Raw genomic sequence first — 19,037 nt, 5'->3', positions numbered from 1 at the left:
GTTTCTTCTATTTTGCTGTTTTTACATGGAATATTAACATCCTGGATTTAAACATAAATAAAGATGGATTTTTAAAGAAAATGGAAATTCCCTTTAAAGGACAGATTTAAGAACGGTTATGGTTGCGGAAACTATAAAACGAAAAGGTCAAACGGGCACGTATAAAGAGCAAAATAGTTGAAGCATCACGTTTTTATTATGGTTTACTTTGTTGAAATCCCCAAGATCAAAATAGACAAACGCATATATAAAAACAGAGTATTATGAAGAAAAAAATCACCAGACGAAAATTTATCAAGAAAGGGTCTGCTGGATTAGTGGGGGCCTCAATGCTTTCTACTAGTGCTCTTTCTTATGGTCGTATCCTCGGTTCGAACGATGCCATTCAAATGGCGGTTATCGGTATCCGGGGAAGGGGAGGGACCCATATCGATAATTTTGGGAAAATGAAGAATGTACGTTTGAAATATCTTGTTGATGTAGACGAAAACCTCTTCAAAGAGCGCCTTGATGAAGTGGAGCAATTTGCAGGGTACCGGCCCAAAACGGAATGGGATATGCGGCGTGTTTTTGATGATAAGGAGATTGATGCGGTGTCCGTTGCGACCCCAAACCATTGGCATGCCCTGTCGACCATATGGGCGGCACAGGCAGGTAAGCATGTGTATGTGGAAAAACCATCTGCGCATAATGTTTTTGAGGGCCGGAAAATGATAGAGGCATCACGAAAACACAATGTATTGGTTCAGGTAGGTTACCAAAACCGATCCATAGAAAGTACGATTAGGGCCATGAAATTTATTCGTGATGGTAAATTAGGGGAAGTATATATGACGCGGGGCCTCTGTTTTAAGCCAAGGGCGAATATTGGTCAATATCCTGATGGGGCGATGGAAGCTGGTGAAAAATTCCGTATGAATTTGGAGACAGGTAGTTATGAAACACCGTATACCCAACCGTATTTGGATAAGGTGCATTATGATATGTGGCTAGGACCTGCACCACAACGAGCTTTCAACAGAAATAGGTTCCATTACAATTGGCATTGGCATTGGGATTACGGTAATGGGGATACAGGGAACCAAGGTCCCCATCAATTTGATGTGGCCCGGTGGGCATTGGGCAAGGAGGAGTTACCCGTCAGGGTAAATTCAATGGGAGGGTTTTATGGCAAGCCTTCATCACAGGAAACCCCAAATACACAAACGTCGCTTTTTGAATACGCTGATGGCAAGATTTTGGAATTTGGAACGCGGGGCCTAACCACAAATCCGGAAGGTGTGCTTTTACCCGATATACAGCTTACCGGTGATGGTAAAATATCGGCAACTACCAATGCTACACCCGTTAAAATAGGAACCATTATTTTAGGAACGGAAGGGTGGATGCAGATTGATGCCGGTGGTAATTGGCAAACCTTTTTCGGTCGCAAAAACGAGGCTGGACCTACCTCTGGTGAAAAGGACGATTCTTATGATCCCCTTGATTTGACTGGAAGCGGAGGAGGAGATGCCATTTTTGATAATTTCATTTCTGCCGTTCGTAACAATGATAGGTCTGAATTGACTTGTGATATAGAAACGGGCCATCAATCAACAGTGCTGCCATTGATAGCCAATGTTGCTTATCGACTTGGAAGGGAATTGAAAATTGACGGCAACCAAGAGTCCTTTGTTAAGGATAAGGAGGCGAATAAAATGCTGACAAGGGATTACCGAAAAGGGTTTATGGTTCCTGACGTGGTCTAGACCCCTTACAAAGTAGGTGTGCCACCGATATGCTATCGGATGGATTCTTTTTGGAACACCTTGTTTTACTAAATAGAAAGATTGCACAGTCTCTGTGATATTTGACATTTAAATTCTATCACAGGGATTGTTTTTTAATTGATGTAATTAAATTTTTATAATTTTTGAAGATGAAGAATATTGGAGTATCATTTTTAGTGGTTATTTTTTCGGCCATAGGCTTATCTGGTTGTAGACAGCAACCAAAAAAAACAGACAACATCGAAAAAGAGGTAAAGAATAATATTGTATTGGCAGATAATGCGGATGAGGCTAAAATTGATGTTTTGGTCGATGGAAAATTATTTACATCCTATTTGTATACCGATGACCTTCCGGTGCTTAAAAAAACTACGCTCTATCCGATCAATGCCGCCAACGGAGCAACCATTACCCGCGGTTATCCCATAGCACCAAAAGGAAAGGAACGTACCGATCATCCGCACCATATAGGGGCATGGTTCAATTACGGTGATGTAAACGGATTGGATTTTTGGAACAATTCCGATGCAATACCTGAAGAACAAAGTGATAAAATGGGGACCATTCGGCATGATCGAATTATAGCCATGGATGGTGGTGCCGGAAAGGCTGGTTTGGAAGTAGCGGCCAATTGGTTGAAACCAGACGGTTCCATATTGTTGAAAGAAGATACCAAATTTGTTTTTTACGCTAAAAATGGGGAACGGATTATCGATCGGGTAGTTACCCTAAAAGCATTGGACGATCCTATCGTTTTTAAGGATAACAAAGAAGGGATGATAGCCATACGTACCGCTCGTGGATTGGAGCACCCAAGTGAAAAGCCAGTGACACTCAGTGATGCCCAAGGGAATAAGACCGATGTGCCCGTTTTGGATAATGAAGGGGTCAATGGACATTATTTAAGCAGTACGGGTATTGAGGGCGATGCGGTATGGGGTACTAGGGCCAAATGGGTAGCACTCTATGGGACCATTGACAATAAGGATGTAACCGTGGTTATTATGGATAGTCCCAATAACGTGGGTTATCCTACCTATTGGCATGCCCGTGGTTATGGACTATTTGCAGCCAATCCGCTAGGACAGAAAATATTCAGTGATGGCAAGGAGGTATTGAATTTTTCCTTACTACCTAATGAGGCGGTTACCTTTACGTATCGAATAGCTGTTTTTGATGGTAAAATTGACAAGGCCCAATTGGACAAGGCCTATATCGACTTCGCTGGTAATTAGGATTGGATTACCAGCAATCGATACGGGAAGAAGTTAAGCTAAGGTGCGTTTTTTTATACCCAGGTGCCTGTTAAAAGGACCCGATATTAAAAATCGTATGGGTGTCATGGGGGCGGGTCCTCTATGGAGCAATTTTTTACTTAAGTGTGTTTTCGAGCAGAATGACGGAGGGACTTTCTTTAAGCCATTTTTTGCTCAGTCCCGTAGTATCACCTTTCGCCATAAAGTAAACAAAGGAACCTAAGGCGATGTCAATATCCCCATCATCATCAATATCCCCGGCATCCATAGTAATCCACCGTCCATTTGTCGATTCAGGAAAGGAGAAATCCTTGAAGGTCAGATTACCGATGTTTTCAAGATATACAAAGCTTTCTTTGGGATTCTTCAAGTAATCCGGGAAAAATGAAATTGCGGCAATATCCAAGTCCCCATCAAGGTCAAAATCCCTTGCCATGGCTTTGTAGGCTCCATTTTGTTGGTAAAAATACCCTTGTGTGAAATTCAGGTTTCCGTCATTCAAGAAGATGTAAATACCATGATAATCTTTAAGAATCGGGGTTTTGTCCGCATTATCCCCGCAGACGTATAAAATGTCGCTATGGCCATCATTGTTGAAATCGGCAAGTTCAATATATTGACTGCCATTGAGGGGGGAAAAGGTAAATAGTCTTTTCCCAAAGAAGGAGCCATCACCCTTATTCTCAAAATAAAAAATACCTTCGTCCCCTTGGGCCATCAGTACAAAAATATCGTTTAGGCCATCTGCATTGTAATCATTGATAATCGCGGTTATAGCCCCTGGCTTATTCATTAGTGTTTTTGGGATGTACTTGGAGTCCCCCTGGTTTTCATACCACACCAATTTTCCCGTTAGGTCCCCATATTCACAGGCTACGATATCTTCTTTTCCATCATTGTTCAAATCGCCATAAGCCATAAAAACAGGCCGTTGAAGTCCTTCGATAATAGGCTTTGCGATTATTAGGTCTTGACCTTTTTTAGAATCAACGATTTTCTGCATGGCCCCGTCCGGAGTGTCATGTGGAAAAATATTCTTGCCGATTGTGGTTAAATAGATGGTATCCGAATCTTCATGGAAATGGACGGGGGTATTTTTAAAAAACAGATTCTTCCTAAACTTCAGATCAGGACCAAGAAAGGTGAGTACATTGTTGTTGCGCTTGCCATCACTAAAAACAAGTCCTTTTTTATGGGGCCTTATTTTAACCATTGCGGTTAAAGGAGGAGGATGGGCATAGGAAGGTTCTTTGTACTTGAAGTGTTTAAGCCCTATTTCAATAGTATGGTTTCTTTTTTGGGGTAAAAGGGAATCAGGGGCGTTCTCAATATAATAATCCACGATTTTTTGCCAGTCGGCCTTTGCCAATAGGGGTGTTTCCGGATAAATATTCGCTTTTTTGACTATAATGGCATTCCGGGGTGAACCAAAAATACTATCTGGTGGCCTGTTACCATTGAATATGCCTAATCGGTGTCCCATGGCCGGTAGTACATCTTCCTTCCATATTGATTTGGATAATATCTGGGGAGAAACAAATTGATGGCAAGCGGCACATTGTGCTTTTGCCAATTGGCCCCCGTCCAAAAGTGTTGCCTTGGGCTCCATAGGCAGAACTACACTACTTTTAGGTTCTTCCTTGCAGGATACGAATAAGGTGAAAAACAAAAGGGAAATACAAAAAAGCTTCATAAAATCAGATGATAAAAGATGTCAAGAAGATATGGATTTCAACCCAGAATACCGGTACTTCAATATGAATATATCCAGTGTATCGAAATAGGTCTTTTACAGAATCTATAATTCTGGTTATTCAATATGTTGGAATTTTAACTTCATAAACAAAAATAGAGCTATTGAAAAGAATGAATGGTTAAAATAACATAGGTTTCAAATAAGATAAACTAATGCGTCTTTGTTTCGGTTGAATATATTTGTTACATGATTATGGAATGTTCAATCAATTTAGGCTATTGTGTCAACCTCATTTCATAAACAGAAATAAACTTCTTATAACCGATACCATGAAAAATTCGATTCCAATTACGCTTTTTTTATTCTTTACCATCCTACAACTAGCTGGGCAAACAAGTGATAAGATTGCCTTCGGACCTTATATCCAACAAATGAGTACAAAAGACGCTACCATATGTTGGTCGACCCTTGAGGGTGAAATGACCATTTCGGGTATAGAGGGAGAAAAAGACACCATCCGGGAATATAAACAACATAAAATACATTTGGCCAATTTAAAACCGGACACTGAATATGTTTATGATGTTTTGAATGATGGCAGCGAAGAGGGTAAAGGTAAGTTGAGGACGTATCCTGATAAAAGCATACCTTTTAATTTTGTCGCAATTGGGGATACTCGCAGTCGAAACAATGTCCATAAGAGAATAATCGAACAGGTAGGGAAACTAAATCCAAGGTTTATTGTGAATTCCGGGGATTTGGTTGCCAACGGACTTTCAATGCGGGATTGGGAGTCTTTTTTTAAGATCAATAAGGATTTTATGACCAATACACCCTACTATCCGGTATTGGGCAATCATGAAAAGGATTCACCGTATTATTACGATTTTTTTGATCTTCCCAACAATGAACGCTACTACTATTTTACCGTGGGTGATGCGTTGTTCGTTGTGTTGGATAGTGAAGGTTTACGGACAACGATACCCGCTTTCACATCCGAGGGCATGGAAGATGCCTATTGGGAAGAATCGGGCATTGAGTATCTCAAGAAACAAAAGGAATGGTTGGAACAGGTATTGGAATTGAACCGTGAGGCAGGATTCGTTTTTATTTTTCAGCACACTCCATTATATAGTGTGAAAAAAAGTCGTGTGGAGGAGTCAAAGAAGGTCCGTGCTTTTTGGGGCGATATCTTTAGTCGATATGGCGTACAGGTATTTTTAAATGGCCATGACCACCATTACCACCATGCATATGACAATGGGGTTCATTTTATCACATCAGCAGGGGCAGGGGCACCATTATACGATATTGATGCCGTACAGCCGGAAACCCTTAATTATAAAAAAATAGAGCATTTTATCAATGTTGAGGTTGAACAGGATGAAGCCGTATTGCATGTGTTCGATATTGAAGGCAACGAGTTTGACACCATTAGGGTGGAAAGAAGAACGATTAAATAACCAATGAACCAGTTTTGACCCTGTTGTTTTTTCATCTTAATGGGTTGCCTTTAATTATAATTAAATCGAGTAATGGGAAACATTCATAGTAAGTATTTAGTTTTGACCTTGTTTTTTTGGACGATGATCGTATCGGCCCAAAAAGATACAATCGTACAAAAATTGGAGTCTCATCCTTATCTGGAAATTGAACAATGGCAAGCACATGAAGGGGACTTGACTTTGAAAGAGGTGTTGGCTGATACTCCCCAGCTCTGGAAACCGGAAACATTGAACAAACCTTTTTGGGAGAAGAACGGAATAAAATGGTTTAAACAGGAAGTTATTGTTCCGAAATACCTCGCGGGATACGATCTTGTCCTTCATATTGATGTTTCACCACAGGCACAGGTCTATGTAAATGGCAGGGAATTGTTTTTGGCAAGCGGGTATTCAGGAAAGGGGATATTGGCCAAAGCGGCTAAGGAAGGGGAAAAATATACGATACAGATAAAAGCCAAGAACGGAAATTACAACAGTCGTTTTTATAATGCCCGCATTACGGGAATGCCCAAGGGATATGCCCTTTTTATGAGTGGTTTGAATTTTCCTTTGCCCGTGGAAGGTATAGGTATAGTTGATTGGAAATACAAGCACAAAGCCAATGATAAGGCATCTGAGATCGCATTTGATGATTCCTCATGGGAAGAAAGGAGTGCAGGCAAGAGTTGGCGTGGTGAATATACCCATGCTTGGTATCGAACCAAATTAAGAATACCGGAGTCCATAGACACCTTCCAAGTGCAGGATAGGACATTGCGACTAACGGTCAATGCGAATGATAGGGGTGAAATCTGGGTCAATGGTAAATTACGGCAGCGATTCACCGGGGGAGAAGGGAATATTGTACTCAGTAACTCTGCAAATGTCGGGGATGCCCTATGGATTGCCATAAAAGTAATCAATGAATGGGGTTCGGGCGATCTGCGAAAGGTACGCTTGGTAAGCGATGAGGCCTATCAACTTAAAAAGACCTTGGAAGAGGTCAATTTAGCCCTTAATCGATTGGATCGTTATTGTGAAAGACACCCAAAACCAAATATGGGGGTGATCAATGAGTTTTCCCAGACATTACAGCGAACACGAACACTTGACCTAGCAACGAGATTAGCTTTTACTAATAGTGCGCTTGAAAGTGCGGAGGTACAGCTTCAGGAAGCACCAGCCTTTGTAATCCCCCCTTATTTACAGAATTTGCAAGAGGAGTCGATTACCGTGATGTGGGAAACGGTATATCCTACCTATGGAAAGGTGGTTTACGGGAAAAACGGTGAATTGGATCATGAAGTCGTTGAGAATGAAATTCCAAAAACCATGCACGAAATCACCCTGGTAGGCCTTAAACCCAATGAGACTTATACCTATAGGGTCGAATCAGCCAATTTGCGTAGTGAATCGAAGATATTTAGAACCAGAAAGCCCAAAGATGCCCCGATCAAGGTTATCGTTTATGGAGACAATCGGTCTTATCCGAAAGTGCACGACAATCTGGTTAAAATGATGGCACTTGAACAAGCCGATATTATCTTGAATGTTGGGGATGTGGTATCTACGGGTACAAACCTGACCGGTTGGATCGATGAATATTTTTATCCACTACGCCATGTTAGTGGAACCACCCCCACCTATATTTCCATAGGGAACCACGAATATGGGGGGTATGGGGAAGATCGGATAGTTCCGCCTTTTGAAAAGTATGTCGATCACCCACGTAATTCGCCTGGGAGTACGGAATATTACTTTTCAGTGGACTATGGGAATTCACATTTCATTTTTCTAGATCCCAATAAGTCCAATTTTGAGGAGGGTGAGGGTATCACTGTTCACGGCCAACAATACAACTGGTTTGTGGACGACCTTAAAAAAGCCCAGAAAAACAGCGAATGGATATTTACCTTAATGCACCAACCTCCGTATTCCGAAGCTTGGTCGGGTGGTCCATATGATGGGGAGCCCCCTTTGCGCAAGTATATTGTCCCTTTAATAGAGGCGAATAAGGTAGACGTTGTCCTAAGCGGTCATACGCATGACTATGAAAGAGGATTGCCCCATCCGCCTTATGATCCCAAAACGGGCAAAGGCAATAATGCGACTTATATTATATCGGGAGGTGGGGGGTCAAATCTGGACAACCACAAATATTCTGAGTGGGAACAAATCGATTACCCGGATCATAAGGCGGTAAAGGATAATGATAATACCGATGCAGGGGAATTTTATGAATATCACTATGTTGTTTTCGAGATTGATGGAAAACACTTAAAATGTACCGCACGTAAAATGAATGGAGACGGCTCGGACGGAGGAATCATGGACTATTTTGAATTGATCCATAAATAATCCTTAACCGTGTGTAGTAAAAAGAATGATTACCCATAGATATTTTGAAAAAAGAAACCTATCCTCTCAGGGGCATCGTTACAGTACTCAATACCCCTTTTGATGGTAATGATACTGTTGATCATGAGGCGCTTTGCAACCATGTAAGGGAGGCATTAGGTGCGGGAGTAGCCGGTTTTCTTATACCAGCAATGGCCGCTGAGGTTTATAAGTTGTCCAATCGTGAACGCCTCGGAATGGTGGCTACCGTACTTGAAACGGTGAATGGCAAGGTTCCCGTAATTGCTGGGGCGGGGGAAACCGATTTGGCCAAAAGTAAAATATTGCTGCGGCAGTATCTTGCTTTGGGGTGCGAAAATGTATTGTTCCAAATCCCATACGATGGTGAAGAGCGTTTTAAAGCACATTTTTATGATTTGGCAGCACTTGGTCCCCAAATGATCATGCTTCAGGATTGGGATGCCATGGGTTATGGCTTACCTGACGATCTTATATGTGAACTATTTGAGAATGTGGCGTCTTTCCGTTGTCTTAAAATTGAAACGGTTCCGGCAGGTATTAAATATTCACGGATCTTGGAATTGACCAAAGGTTGCCTGAATGTTAGTGGCGGGTGGGCCGTATCACAAATGATCGAGGGGCTACAAAGGGGTGTTCATGCCTTTATGCCAACAGGGATGCACTTTATATATACGGCTATTTATAGGTTGTTTGAGCAAGGTGAGGTCAATGAATCCGAAAAATTGTTCAGACAGATCGTACCGATTTTGGCTTTCTCAAACCAGCATTTGGATATTTCCATTCATTTTTTCAAACAGCTTTTATACCGGCAAGGGATATACCCAACCCCCAATGTTAGACAACCCAGTTTGCCCTTTGACCGGGTGCATCAAGAAATTGCCAATAAACATATAAACCGCATTCTGGAAATAGAGGCTAAATTAAAACTAGATTATGATAACGACCATCATTTTTGATATGAACGGGGTCATTACCGATGACGAGGATTGCCATGAATTGGCCACGGAAGGGGCTTTTAAGGAAATTGGTTTTGAAATGACCCCTGAAATTTATCGAAAGTTCTGTTTGGGAAGAACCGATGTTTCCGCGTTTAAGGATATTATGGGTACCTATGGTATTGAACATGTCGAAATAAATGACCTCATCGCTGCCAAAACCCGTCAATATATGGTATTGGTCAAAGGCAACCTCAGGGTATTCGACGGGGTAATTGATTTGATCAAAAGGCTTTATAAAAGCTATGACCTGGCATTAACGACCAGTTCTACTTATGAAGAAGCCAACGCGGTGATCGACTTATTGAGGCTACACAAGTATTTTAAGGTAGTGGTGACTTCCAAGGATGTTACAAAGGGAAAACCAGATCCCGAACCTTATTTGCTTACCGCCGATAAGCTCGGTGTACCGACCGTGGAGTGTCTCGTAATCGAAGACTCTGAAAATGGGGTGAAATCGGCCAAGGCAGCGGGTATGGCTTGCGTTGCCATAACGAATAGTGAAAAGCCTGATCAATTGGTCCTAGCCGATAGGATTGTATCCACTTATTCCGAAATCACTGTTGATTTTATTGACATATTCGGTTCCTAGCCAAAAAAAACTTATTTCAAATCGTTAATGACCTCTATTAGGGAGTGGTAGATAAGGGGACCAGTCTCAGGGCCAAGGGAATTTTCTTCGCCATAAGTATCGCGCTTATCCAAATACAGGTAGGGTTCTTCGGTGTCCCATTCACTTTTCGGTATAATATACCCTATTTCATCGTTCGAAAGTCCTAAATAGAATTTGTATTTGTCTTTGATGAATTCTTGGATAGGAGGGGTCTCTAAGGGTTGAATGTCAAATTCCCGACCTTCAGGTGCTTCTACGCCACCAAAAACAATTTCAGGATAGATTTCCCCTGGAATACTTAAGAACATCGCCGGTCCGATTCGAATAGCCCCTACTTCGGTACGGGTTTTGAAATACTCGGGAACCCCCATTTGGATCAATCCAATGCCACTTGCGATCTTGAAGGTGGTATTGTCCAAGGGAGCTAGGATTGTTTTGGCCCGAACGGATATGTTTGAGGTAGCCATGGTATCGCCTCTTTTACGTAAAGCTTCCAAGGACATCAGTGCCAATTGGTCGCCAAGAGCCTTTGTTTTTTCATACGTGGGCAAAGCGTAGGATTCTCCAGTATAAGGGTCTTCAATGGAAATGGAAGGATGGGGGGCCATTAAGCCACCAATAACCCCCGAGAAATAAATGGCGACCCCCCCTAAGCCCTTCTCTTTTAGTTCTTTTTTACTATACACACCATTTTCAATGGCTTCCCTAACATAATGTGGAAAATCGGAGCTGATCAAAAGATTTTGACTCCACAACGTTTCAGGATGATTAGACCAATTGATAAGCGTGCCCAAGGTCTCTTCCGTTTCGTCGTCAAGAACTTGCATTAAATGGATTCCTGTAGCTTTTACAATGGGTTTCCGGGTGTCCTTGATCAGTACGGAATCCCTTTCCGTCAGATCCTCGGCAAAAACCAGTTTAGCCGACCGTAGGTTATTTACCGCTTCGGTAACGGCGGCCACCGTTTGTTTCTTGACATATTCCATCATTTCAGGATTTACTCCCGAATTGAACATGTTTTCCCCCCAAATACCGACAAGGTCGTTACTTTCGTGGGTATGGGTTGAAGCGATTAGGGTGTAATCGATACCTAATTCCTTAGGGATCCTTTTTCTTATATCGATGACATCACCATGTAAAAAACCAATGGCATCCAAAGATACCATCGCTACACGACTTTTGCCATCGTCGAGTACCATGACCCTGGACCACACATCATCATGAACACCTTGGGCAGGTTTGGCATTGCTCATCCCGGCTATCCAGAAAGCATCAAAAGTACCATTATCGTTGTTGTCGTTAAAGGTATCCCCATCCTCCTCGTTGTATTTGTTATCACCATTGGCATCATTCCATGTATCCACGATAGTCGGGGTTATGGGGCGTTTGGCAAAACCGGCTTTTATGGGGCTAGGGTTTTGGCTTATCGTCTTTAGGTCAATGTTATAATTGGGGTGTCGATCGCGCCAGTTATAGATAAAAATACCGCCAATGATTAAGGCAATCAATAAAATCAGAAGGCCAAATACTTTTAATACTTTTTTCATACTATTGGGATTATAATCGTGAATGTGTGAGGATATTTGCCAACCTGTAGTTCAGTTCCATTAAATAATCGCCCATACTAGGGCCGTACCACCCCATCAAACGGGCTTCATACGTGTCGTAGTAATAATATTTCGACGGAACGATATAACCAAGATATTGACCGTTGAAACTGGTCATGGCCGAATTATAGCCTTTGAGTTCCAAAGCATTCTTCAGGTCTATGCCATATTCGCCGCTCAGCTCGTAGGGCATGGCGATCCATATGAGGTTATTCAATCGCAATCCTTGTATATAGACCGATTCCACCTCGGGCATCAATAATCCGCTTACGGCAGGGGAAAACCTTCGGCTGTCTGATACATAGAATGCCTGTAGTCGGGGTATTTCCAATTCAGGGGAGATGACCGATAGATTCAAGATCGAATCATATTTCATTTCATTAAGTACCGATTGTGCGGAGTCGGCCAAGGTTTCACCGATATATTTCACTTTTTCGAACTTTTTACCTTTTCCTTTATTTGATTGGCTACCATTCGTACCGGCAAAAAACAGGGCGTAATCGATTCCTTTGGCTTCAAGACCTCGCTGAAAGTAACCCGGGTAGTCTGCGCTGAAGGTATTGTTCCAAGGACCAATTGTGGTGGCATGGGCCGAAAAAATACCTGCGACGGCTTGTTTTCCATTATCTTGAATGATTGATAGCAGGGTGAATTTAGTATTGAGACGGCCGGTTTCACCAATAATCCGATTCCGGACCAAATGGGGTATATCTACATATCCGGATCCGAATTTTGAGGGTTGTTTGTCCTCCAATGCTTTTAAAATAAGGGAGGTGAATTTATCACTGAGCCATTGAACCACCTTAGGGTTGAATTCGCCTCCAAAGCTTTCCCCGACAAAACCGGGTATGCAATTGCCTATACTGGCATGGGTGTGCGTAGCACCAAAGAAGAGTTGTTTTCTTGAAATCCTGTTTTTTAGATTTTCCGCGACCTGAATTATGACCGTTTCGGGAATCAAGACCATATCGGCACTGATAAGTACGATTTCCTTGTTATCGACCTGAAGGGAAATGGCCTTGGCGTATAAAGAGTCGTGAGCGCCTTTTGCAAATGCCCCGTCACCATATCCGGCCATTTTTATGGTATTGAATTCCCCTTTGGTGTCATCGGCGTTACCCTCAACGATTTTCGGGGTAATATTCACCTTGGAGAAACCTGAATAGAGCAAGCCTTTGGCTTCAGTCATGCTTTTGACTTCGCTATCCATGTTCCTGATGGTGTTTTTGTAATAGTCCGTTTCGAAATACGGCGTATTGTCAATAGCCCTTGTGGCAAAAATAAAGAGCAAAAGGAAGATGACAAGGAGGGTCGCAAAAACCCTGACCAGTCGCCGATGCCATCTTTTTGTTTTCATCTATTGAAGTTTTTCGGGGTCGATAACCACATATTTGACCGTTTTTCTATTCCACGTATAGACGACATGTATTTTACCGTCCTCAGCTTGTAGAGCGGTGGGATAGGAATATTCCTCTCCTTCCTTATCCGTATTCTCGCGTAAGGGTTCCAAGTCGAGCACCCGGTCCCAGTTTTTACCATCCTTGGAAAGTCCGATACTCAAAGGTACCCGGTCACCCCAATTTTTATCGGTAGGGTTATACACCAGAAATTGTCGTCCATCTTGAAGGCTGGTTCCATCGATACCGGAATTTGGGTTCGGTAAGGAAGTAGCTTCCATGGTACTCCAGGTTTTTCCGAAGTCATCGGACCAATTCTCGCTTACGACACCATTCTTGGTACGGCTCAATAATTGTAATTTCCCATTTCCGTAGTTCAATATCACCGGTTGTATGGCTCCGAATACTTCCGGATCGTTCAAGGGTTCCGAATTCGTCCATGTTGCACTATCCATACTATATTCTAAATGAACAGTCCAATCCCCGGAAGTGGTCTCATTGCTCGATGGAGACAAAATGGTTCCATCGGCCAGTTGGATCGGTTGGTTTTTTATGGGGCCTAAAATGCCTTTAGGAAGTTCCGTCGGTTCTGACCATGTTTGGCCATTGTCTTTAGAGGTCATATAAAGTCCCCACCATTCTTGTGGACTAGGGCCTACTTTATAAAACAAGTAGAGCGGCTTTCCCTTAGGTTTGAATAAAACAGGATTCCAACACGGGTAGCGGGTACCATCTTCCTGTACCCCATTGATGATTTCAACAGGGGAAGACCATTTTTCGTTCGTTTTACGAGCGACCCAGATGCCTACATCCTTGTTTTTTTCCTTGGTTCCGCCAAACCAGGATGCGACAACTACCCCATTACTTACTGCTACCGTTGAGGCATGACATTCGGGTGTGGGTGCCTTATCTATTTCATATATGAATTCTTCGGTGATCACTGCTGGGTGGTTTAAGGGAACGACCTTGGGTAATTCGGGAGACTTTTCCTTACAAGAGAAAATCATTAATACCAGGGCGAAAAAAGTAAATTGTCTCATACCTTTTGGATTTGAAATTTTATAGATTACAAATAACACCTTAATCTAAACACAAGGCTACTTGAATATTATTCGAAACACATTAAATATTGCCTATAGTTGGTTGTTTGTGAGAATTTAACAGTAAAGGATGTTAGGATAGTTGAATTATTTCTGTTTTTGAAAACGCTCCATGATTTCCCTCCAATTGGTGAATATGATTCCTTCTTCCTTGAAAAATTGGATAAGTTCCGGGTCTGAGAACATTTGGGCTTCCCATGAGCGCTGTTCCCAAGAGTTGGTAATACCCTTTAAATTTTCGGTCAGCACCGATGGATGGAAAATTATTTCAGTGAGTCCGGAATCCAAAGAACCGATAAGCTTTTTAAAGTTGGTAATTTTTTCGTCATAGGTTTTAGCCTTGGGTACACTGGTGAAATAATCGAGTTTGGGCAGGGTATACGCTTCGGACATCTCAACCACACTATCATCCATGGGGTAACCTTTACTTCTGAACTCTGCCAGTACTTTTGGATTGGATATGTCTATTATATTGGCAGGTATGCCATATTCCTGTGCGACCTTCATATATACGTTCACATAGGAGGGGTGTCCAAATAGGGTGCCCATATGGGTGTCGATGTGGTCGGGCCGATAACCCCAGGCCAAGGATTGTTCTATTTGGGCCCTTATTTCCTTTTCTACTTCTGTCGCAGTGGCATGTTGTACCACTTGGGGCACTTCATGCCACATTTTGTGTTCCTCGTCAAGTAGACCCGGTACTTCGGCTTTATCCGATACGGTACCCCATCGATATGTTTTCCATTCACTGGTCAGGGTTAAGTGAAGGCCGATATCCAATTTTTGATTTTCTTTGGCCCATGATATGAACTCTTGGGCATTGGGGCAGGGTATCATTACCGCTGCGGATTGAATGACCCCCGTTGTCAATTGCTTTTTTGCCGCAATATTGGCTTCGGGGCACATGCCGATATCATCGGCGTGTAGTAAAATGACTTTTTTGCCCTCTGGCCAACCCAATTTCTCGGCCCAGGTACTGGGGTTTTTATTGATTTCAGAGTTTGTCATCGTGGTTTCGGGAGTAGTGGCAGGGGTCTTTTTTTCCTTGCATCCCATACATAGAATTAAGAAATAAAGAAGGGCTGTTAAGCGTTTTGGGTATTTCATTTTTTTATAAATTTTGATTAAACCAATCCAGTCCGTCACCGTAAATGATATCGAGGGGGGCATCCCTATGTTTGGCATCGTACCAAATTATTTCTTTTTGTTTTTTTGCTTTTTTGTATAGTAATTTACTCATAATAGGCGGTACGATCTCATCGTTTTTCGCATTTAACATCAACAAGGGCCTCGGTGAAATGTCAGCTATGAAATTGAGGGGTTCTATGATACCCAAAAAGTCTTTGACCTCTTTGGAGACCGCCTGTTTCCCATAAAGCAAATTCAATTGACCTCCGGCCAATGCCAATACAGGGACTTTGACTCGATGGTCAACACCACAGAATATCGAACCGATGATACCCCCCAGGCTAATACCATAATATCCAATTCTGTCTGGGTCAAGCTCACTTTTTGTCTCAATAAGGTCTATTGCACGCCGCAAATCAAAGACTGTTTGACTAACGATATTTCGCGTCCAATATTTGTTGGGGCCTGTTAGGTCGAAATCATAAAATTCTTTTTTCCTCTCCCCATGTCCACTTATATCTATACGCAATACAGCATAACCATTCTTTAGGAAGGATTCATTCCCATAGGCGACATAATCGACGGCTTTGTGGTCCCCCAATCCGTGCATGAGTATAATCGTCGGTATGGGTTTCGCAATGTTCTTGGGGATACTTAATAATCCGGAAACCCTTTGGTCATGTACACTATTATACGAAATACTGAATGTTTGATAATCCGTGGTATCCAACACAATACGAGTCGTATCCCTAAGTGGGATGGCTTTGTCATATTCATAATACTCCGCAACGGGAAAAGAGGTGCTTAGGCCAAAAACAAACTGGAGCATACCTAGGGTAACCAGCCCTATCAGTGTTACACCAATGAGCCAATTCCGTTTGTTTTTAGAGTACTTCATCATCGTCGGCCAAGTACATACGGGTACTCTTGGTATAAGTGCCTCCGTTGGAATCTTTGTATTCGAGGTCGATGTAAAAGGCCTTGAATCCTTTTTTGGGGAATGGGACTCTTTCTAGTATCTCACCATTTTTAGATAACTTTAAGGGAATGGAATCCCATTTTTCATCCCTGAAATCACGGTCCTCGGAGTCGGCTGACCAAAGGAAGGCCGAGGTTAGGTTTTCAGCAGCCGATCCTGCTTTTAGAAGTGCCGATGATTTGTCGGTAGAAAGTTCGTATGATAAATCGGCATATGGTTTTTTTGCCAAGGTCCTTCCCCAAAAAGCACTTAGGGCTTTCAATGCTTTTTCTCCCCCATCGAGGTTATGTCCGGCATTTGGGGTGTAATGTATATAGTTCTCACCAGGGATATCATTGATGTAATTCTTAATGGCATCAACCGGCCAATATTCATCATTGGTGCCGATAAATATAATTTTGGGCATGGTCAATTTATCACGATAGGAGTATGGGTCGATCATTTGGGTTAGGGCATTGCCATCTTCGGAATTGACCGTTTGGGGGATTTCAAGTTTGATATAGTCATTGATCTGTATACTGTACTCATTCCAAGCCTTCACTTGGTAGTCAAGACTTACCGGCATGTTAAGTACATCGATGACCATGGGGCCAATGGCCTCCACCCGTTTATCATTGGCGCCTGTCAACCAAGTCGTCCAACCGCGTTTTGAGGCCCCCGCTACCGTAAATCGGGTAACAGGGTTGTTGAGCTGTTTCTTTGAGAATTCCTGGACGGCATCCATACCGCGAACCGCACTTTTTACCATAGGAAATAGCAACGGCCATGTCAGGTCTTTATCTTTTTTATAGTTATGCAAGGTATAGGAGATCAATTGGTCTTCGACCAAGTCCCCTTCATATAAAGGTTGCATGGGCACCTGTCGCAAAATAGCTACGATGGCCTTGTTTTTTTCGGCGATTTGGGCCATGGCACCACTTTCGCTTCCGGTCTTCTCTTTTGATTTCCAATTGGGCATACCATTGGATTGACTTCCTCCTGTGATAAAAAGTAATGCCCCATCATACTCGATCTCTTTAGGCACCATAAGCGTCAATTGATGTTTCCAAGTGAATTCGCGCCATTTTTGGGAGGTCAACAACAGGTCGTAGGCGGTTACCCCTCCTATGGCAAAAGAATCCTTTACTACCCAATTAAAGGTGGTATCTCCATTTTTCAAATAGCTTTGCAATGCGGTTTTTGGGGTAGGTTTGATTTCGGGAAGGGACATTGATGCCATTCCCTTTTTATTTGATTCTTGGGTATTCTTACATGAGGATATCAAAATAAGGGTTACAACAGATAGGGTTAGGGTCAAATACCTGCGGACATTTACGTTTGTTATCATTTGTTATTTGTTTTTTTTGGGTTGTGGACTATTATGAATTAATTCTAGGGAATTCGATATGAGTATTTCACCGGTCATTTCGCCTAAACTGGTTCGACTGATGTATTTGTATCTTTCAAAACTGTTGAAATCTTCCTTGGTCAAAATGTAGCCAAAAGCGTCATTGGTCAGACCAAAAAGAAAGGGGTGATCGGTGTTCATTTTTCGTTTTAGATAAAAACCGATATTGGGCAAGGCCTCACCGGGTATGGTCAATATTTGTGCACTGCCTATATTTAATAGATTAAGGGTTGTACGAATCGAATTTCCATCGGAAGATTCCATTGAAAGGGGGGAATTCTTCAAGATAAAGCGCAACATGGCCGATTCAATGGGGAATTCTATTTTTTTATGAGTACAGAAAATATCCGTATTCTTTTGCAGTGGGGCATCATTGACGATTCGCAATGCTTCAGAGGCCAAAAGATTTCCTATGCGTATACATTCTTCCCAATTGCCAGCTTCCTTACCATCGGCTAAACGATTGTCGGCGGTGACCATGCCTCCTTGGGCACCGTTCATGAAAATGCCCATTCCCCCGGTTTCTGCTTCTATTTTTTCGTTTAAGGGGCCCACCAGATCAGGACTCAATATGCCTCGATTGCTGCCAAGAACTTCAGGGTGAATGGCATAGTTTACGAGGGTAACAAGGGGTTTTCCCTTGTTTTCCCCTTCTGTGCCAATGGCTTGTATCACACCACAACGCGGGTCGTAGAGGTCAGGGGCATAATAATTGTAAGCGATTTTTCCTTCCGCTTTCCCTACGGCGATCTTTAAATCGGCAGGTTCTGTATTTTTGAGTGCTTCCTTTATGGTTTCGGCAACTTGGACGGTACACCAATCCAGGTAGTCAAGGTCCGCACCATGGATGCCTTCAGAATTAGGAAATGCATAGGCATCGGGAGCGCTGTGTGTATGTGTGGCTCCTATAAGGATATTCTCGCTAGCTATCTCCTTGACCAGACTCCTCGATTTGTTTCCGAGGGCGGCCGGCCAACCCAGGTTGTCAATGGATACGATCGCTATTTTCTCGGAACCCTTTACCAAAACCATAGCACGAACATAAAGATCGCCTTTTTTGATTTCTACAGGTTTAGGGAGACCCACACCGCCGGAAACAGGAAGTAAGGGATTAGGTGTCAATACGCGTTTGGCACATCCAACTTTTAATTCTTGCGCACCGGATATAAACACAAAAAACAATAGGTGGATTATAAGTAAAAACCTTTGGTTGAAAATAATCCTGCAATGACGAAAACAAATTGAAT

At 42.5% G+C, this 19,037-nt stretch carries 14 protein-coding genes; 6 read left to right on the top strand and 8 right to left on the bottom strand.

Going from position 1 to position 19,037, the window contains the following annotated elements:
- Window positions 1-263 precede the first annotated feature (263 nt).
- Together HPE56_RS03185 and HPE56_RS03180 are read left to right on the top strand one after the other, a co-directional pair.
- Window positions 264-1,748 (top strand): Gfo/Idh/MocA family protein, encoded by a 1,485-nt coding sequence (locus tag HPE56_RS03185; protein ID WP_188242304.1) that lies wholly within the window; start codon window positions 264-266, stop codon window positions 1,746-1,748.
- A gap of 170 nt (window positions 1,749-1,918) precedes the next feature.
- Window positions 1,919-3,004, top strand: coding sequence for a DUF6807 domain-containing protein (locus HPE56_RS03180; RefSeq protein WP_188242303.1), 1,086 nt, complete (start codon window positions 1,919-1,921; stop codon window positions 3,002-3,004).
- Between the two features lie 136 nt (window positions 3,005-3,140).
- Here HPE56_RS03180 and HPE56_RS03175 read toward each other — a convergent pair whose 3' ends face one another.
- On the bottom strand, window positions 3,141-4,718 hold the full coding sequence (locus tag HPE56_RS03175; protein WP_188242302.1) for an FG-GAP repeat domain-containing protein: 1,578 nt from the start codon (window positions 4,716-4,718) through the stop codon (window positions 3,141-3,143).
- Between the two features lie 332 nt (window positions 4,719-5,050).
- On the opposite strand from HPE56_RS03175, the gene HPE56_RS03170 reads away from it, so the two are divergent.
- The 4 genes from HPE56_RS03170 (at window position 5,051) to HPE56_RS03155 (ending at window position 10,171) form a co-directional block, all read left to right on the top strand.
- Window positions 5,051-6,184, top strand: a complete 1,134-nt coding sequence (locus HPE56_RS03170; protein ID WP_188242301.1) for a metallophosphoesterase family protein — start codon at window positions 5,051-5,053, stop codon at window positions 6,182-6,184.
- A gap of 72 nt (window positions 6,185-6,256) precedes the next feature.
- Window positions 6,257-8,563 carry a purple acid phosphatase family protein gene (locus HPE56_RS03165; RefSeq protein WP_188242300.1) on the top strand — a complete coding sequence of 769 codons (2,307 nt, stop codon included), beginning with the start codon at window positions 6,257-6,259 and terminating at the stop codon, window positions 8,561-8,563.
- 44 nt (window positions 8,564-8,607) lie between these two features.
- A complete protein-coding gene (locus tag HPE56_RS03160; protein WP_188242299.1) occupies window positions 8,608-9,540 on the top strand; it encodes a dihydrodipicolinate synthase family protein in 933 nt (310 codons plus the stop codon).
- Window positions 9,518-10,171 carry an HAD family hydrolase gene (locus tag HPE56_RS03155; protein WP_188242298.1) on the top strand — a complete coding sequence of 218 codons (654 nt, stop codon included), beginning with the start codon at window positions 9,518-9,520 and terminating at the stop codon, window positions 10,169-10,171. Before HPE56_RS03160 ends, HPE56_RS03155 begins: the two co-directional genes overlap by 23 nt.
- 11 nt (window positions 10,172-10,182) lie before the next feature.
- Here HPE56_RS03155 and HPE56_RS03150 read toward each other — a convergent pair whose 3' ends face one another.
- The 7 genes from HPE56_RS03150 to HPE56_RS03120 all read right to left on the bottom strand — a co-directional run bounded on the left by HPE56_RS03150 (window position 10,183) and on the right by HPE56_RS03120 (window position 18,972).
- A complete protein-coding gene (locus HPE56_RS03150; protein ID WP_188242297.1) occupies window positions 10,183-11,739 on the bottom strand; it encodes a hypothetical protein in 1,557 nt (518 codons plus the stop codon).
- A 10-nt stretch (window positions 11,740-11,749) separates the two neighbouring features.
- Window positions 11,750-13,156: a neutral/alkaline non-lysosomal ceramidase N-terminal domain-containing protein gene (locus HPE56_RS03145; RefSeq protein WP_188242296.1), complete on the bottom strand. Its 1,407-nt coding sequence runs from the start codon at window positions 13,154-13,156 to the stop codon at window positions 11,750-11,752.
- Window positions 13,157-14,236: a sialidase family protein gene (locus HPE56_RS03140; RefSeq protein WP_223170158.1), complete on the bottom strand. Its 1,080-nt coding sequence runs from the start codon at window positions 14,234-14,236 to the stop codon at window positions 13,157-13,159. It abuts the gene before it with no gap.
- A 147-nt stretch (window positions 14,237-14,383) separates the two neighbouring features.
- Entirely contained in the window at window positions 14,384-15,403 is a 1,020-nt protein-coding gene (locus tag HPE56_RS03135; RefSeq protein WP_223170157.1) for a polysaccharide deacetylase family protein, read from the bottom strand.
- A 4-nt stretch (window positions 15,404-15,407) separates the two neighbouring features.
- A complete protein-coding gene (locus tag HPE56_RS03130; protein ID WP_188242295.1) occupies window positions 15,408-16,325 on the bottom strand; it encodes an alpha/beta hydrolase in 918 nt (305 codons plus the stop codon).
- Window positions 16,309-17,730, bottom strand: coding sequence for a PhoPQ-activated pathogenicity-related family protein (locus tag HPE56_RS03125; RefSeq protein WP_223170156.1), 1,422 nt, complete (start codon window positions 17,728-17,730; stop codon window positions 16,309-16,311). Before HPE56_RS03125 ends, HPE56_RS03130 begins: the two co-directional genes overlap by 17 nt.
- A gap of 3 nt (window positions 17,731-17,733) precedes the next feature.
- Window positions 17,734-18,972, bottom strand: coding sequence for a hypothetical protein (locus HPE56_RS03120; RefSeq protein WP_223170155.1), 1,239 nt, complete (start codon window positions 18,970-18,972; stop codon window positions 17,734-17,736).
- Between the last annotated feature and the right edge of the window lie 65 nt (window positions 18,973-19,037).

It is taken from the genome of Maribacter aquimaris (assembly GCF_014596745.1).
In the GTDB taxonomy this organism is placed as follows: Bacteria; Bacteroidota; Bacteroidia; order Flavobacteriales; family Flavobacteriaceae; genus Maribacter_A; species Maribacter_A aquimaris.
This window is presented reverse-complemented; position numbering and strand designations above follow the sequence as displayed.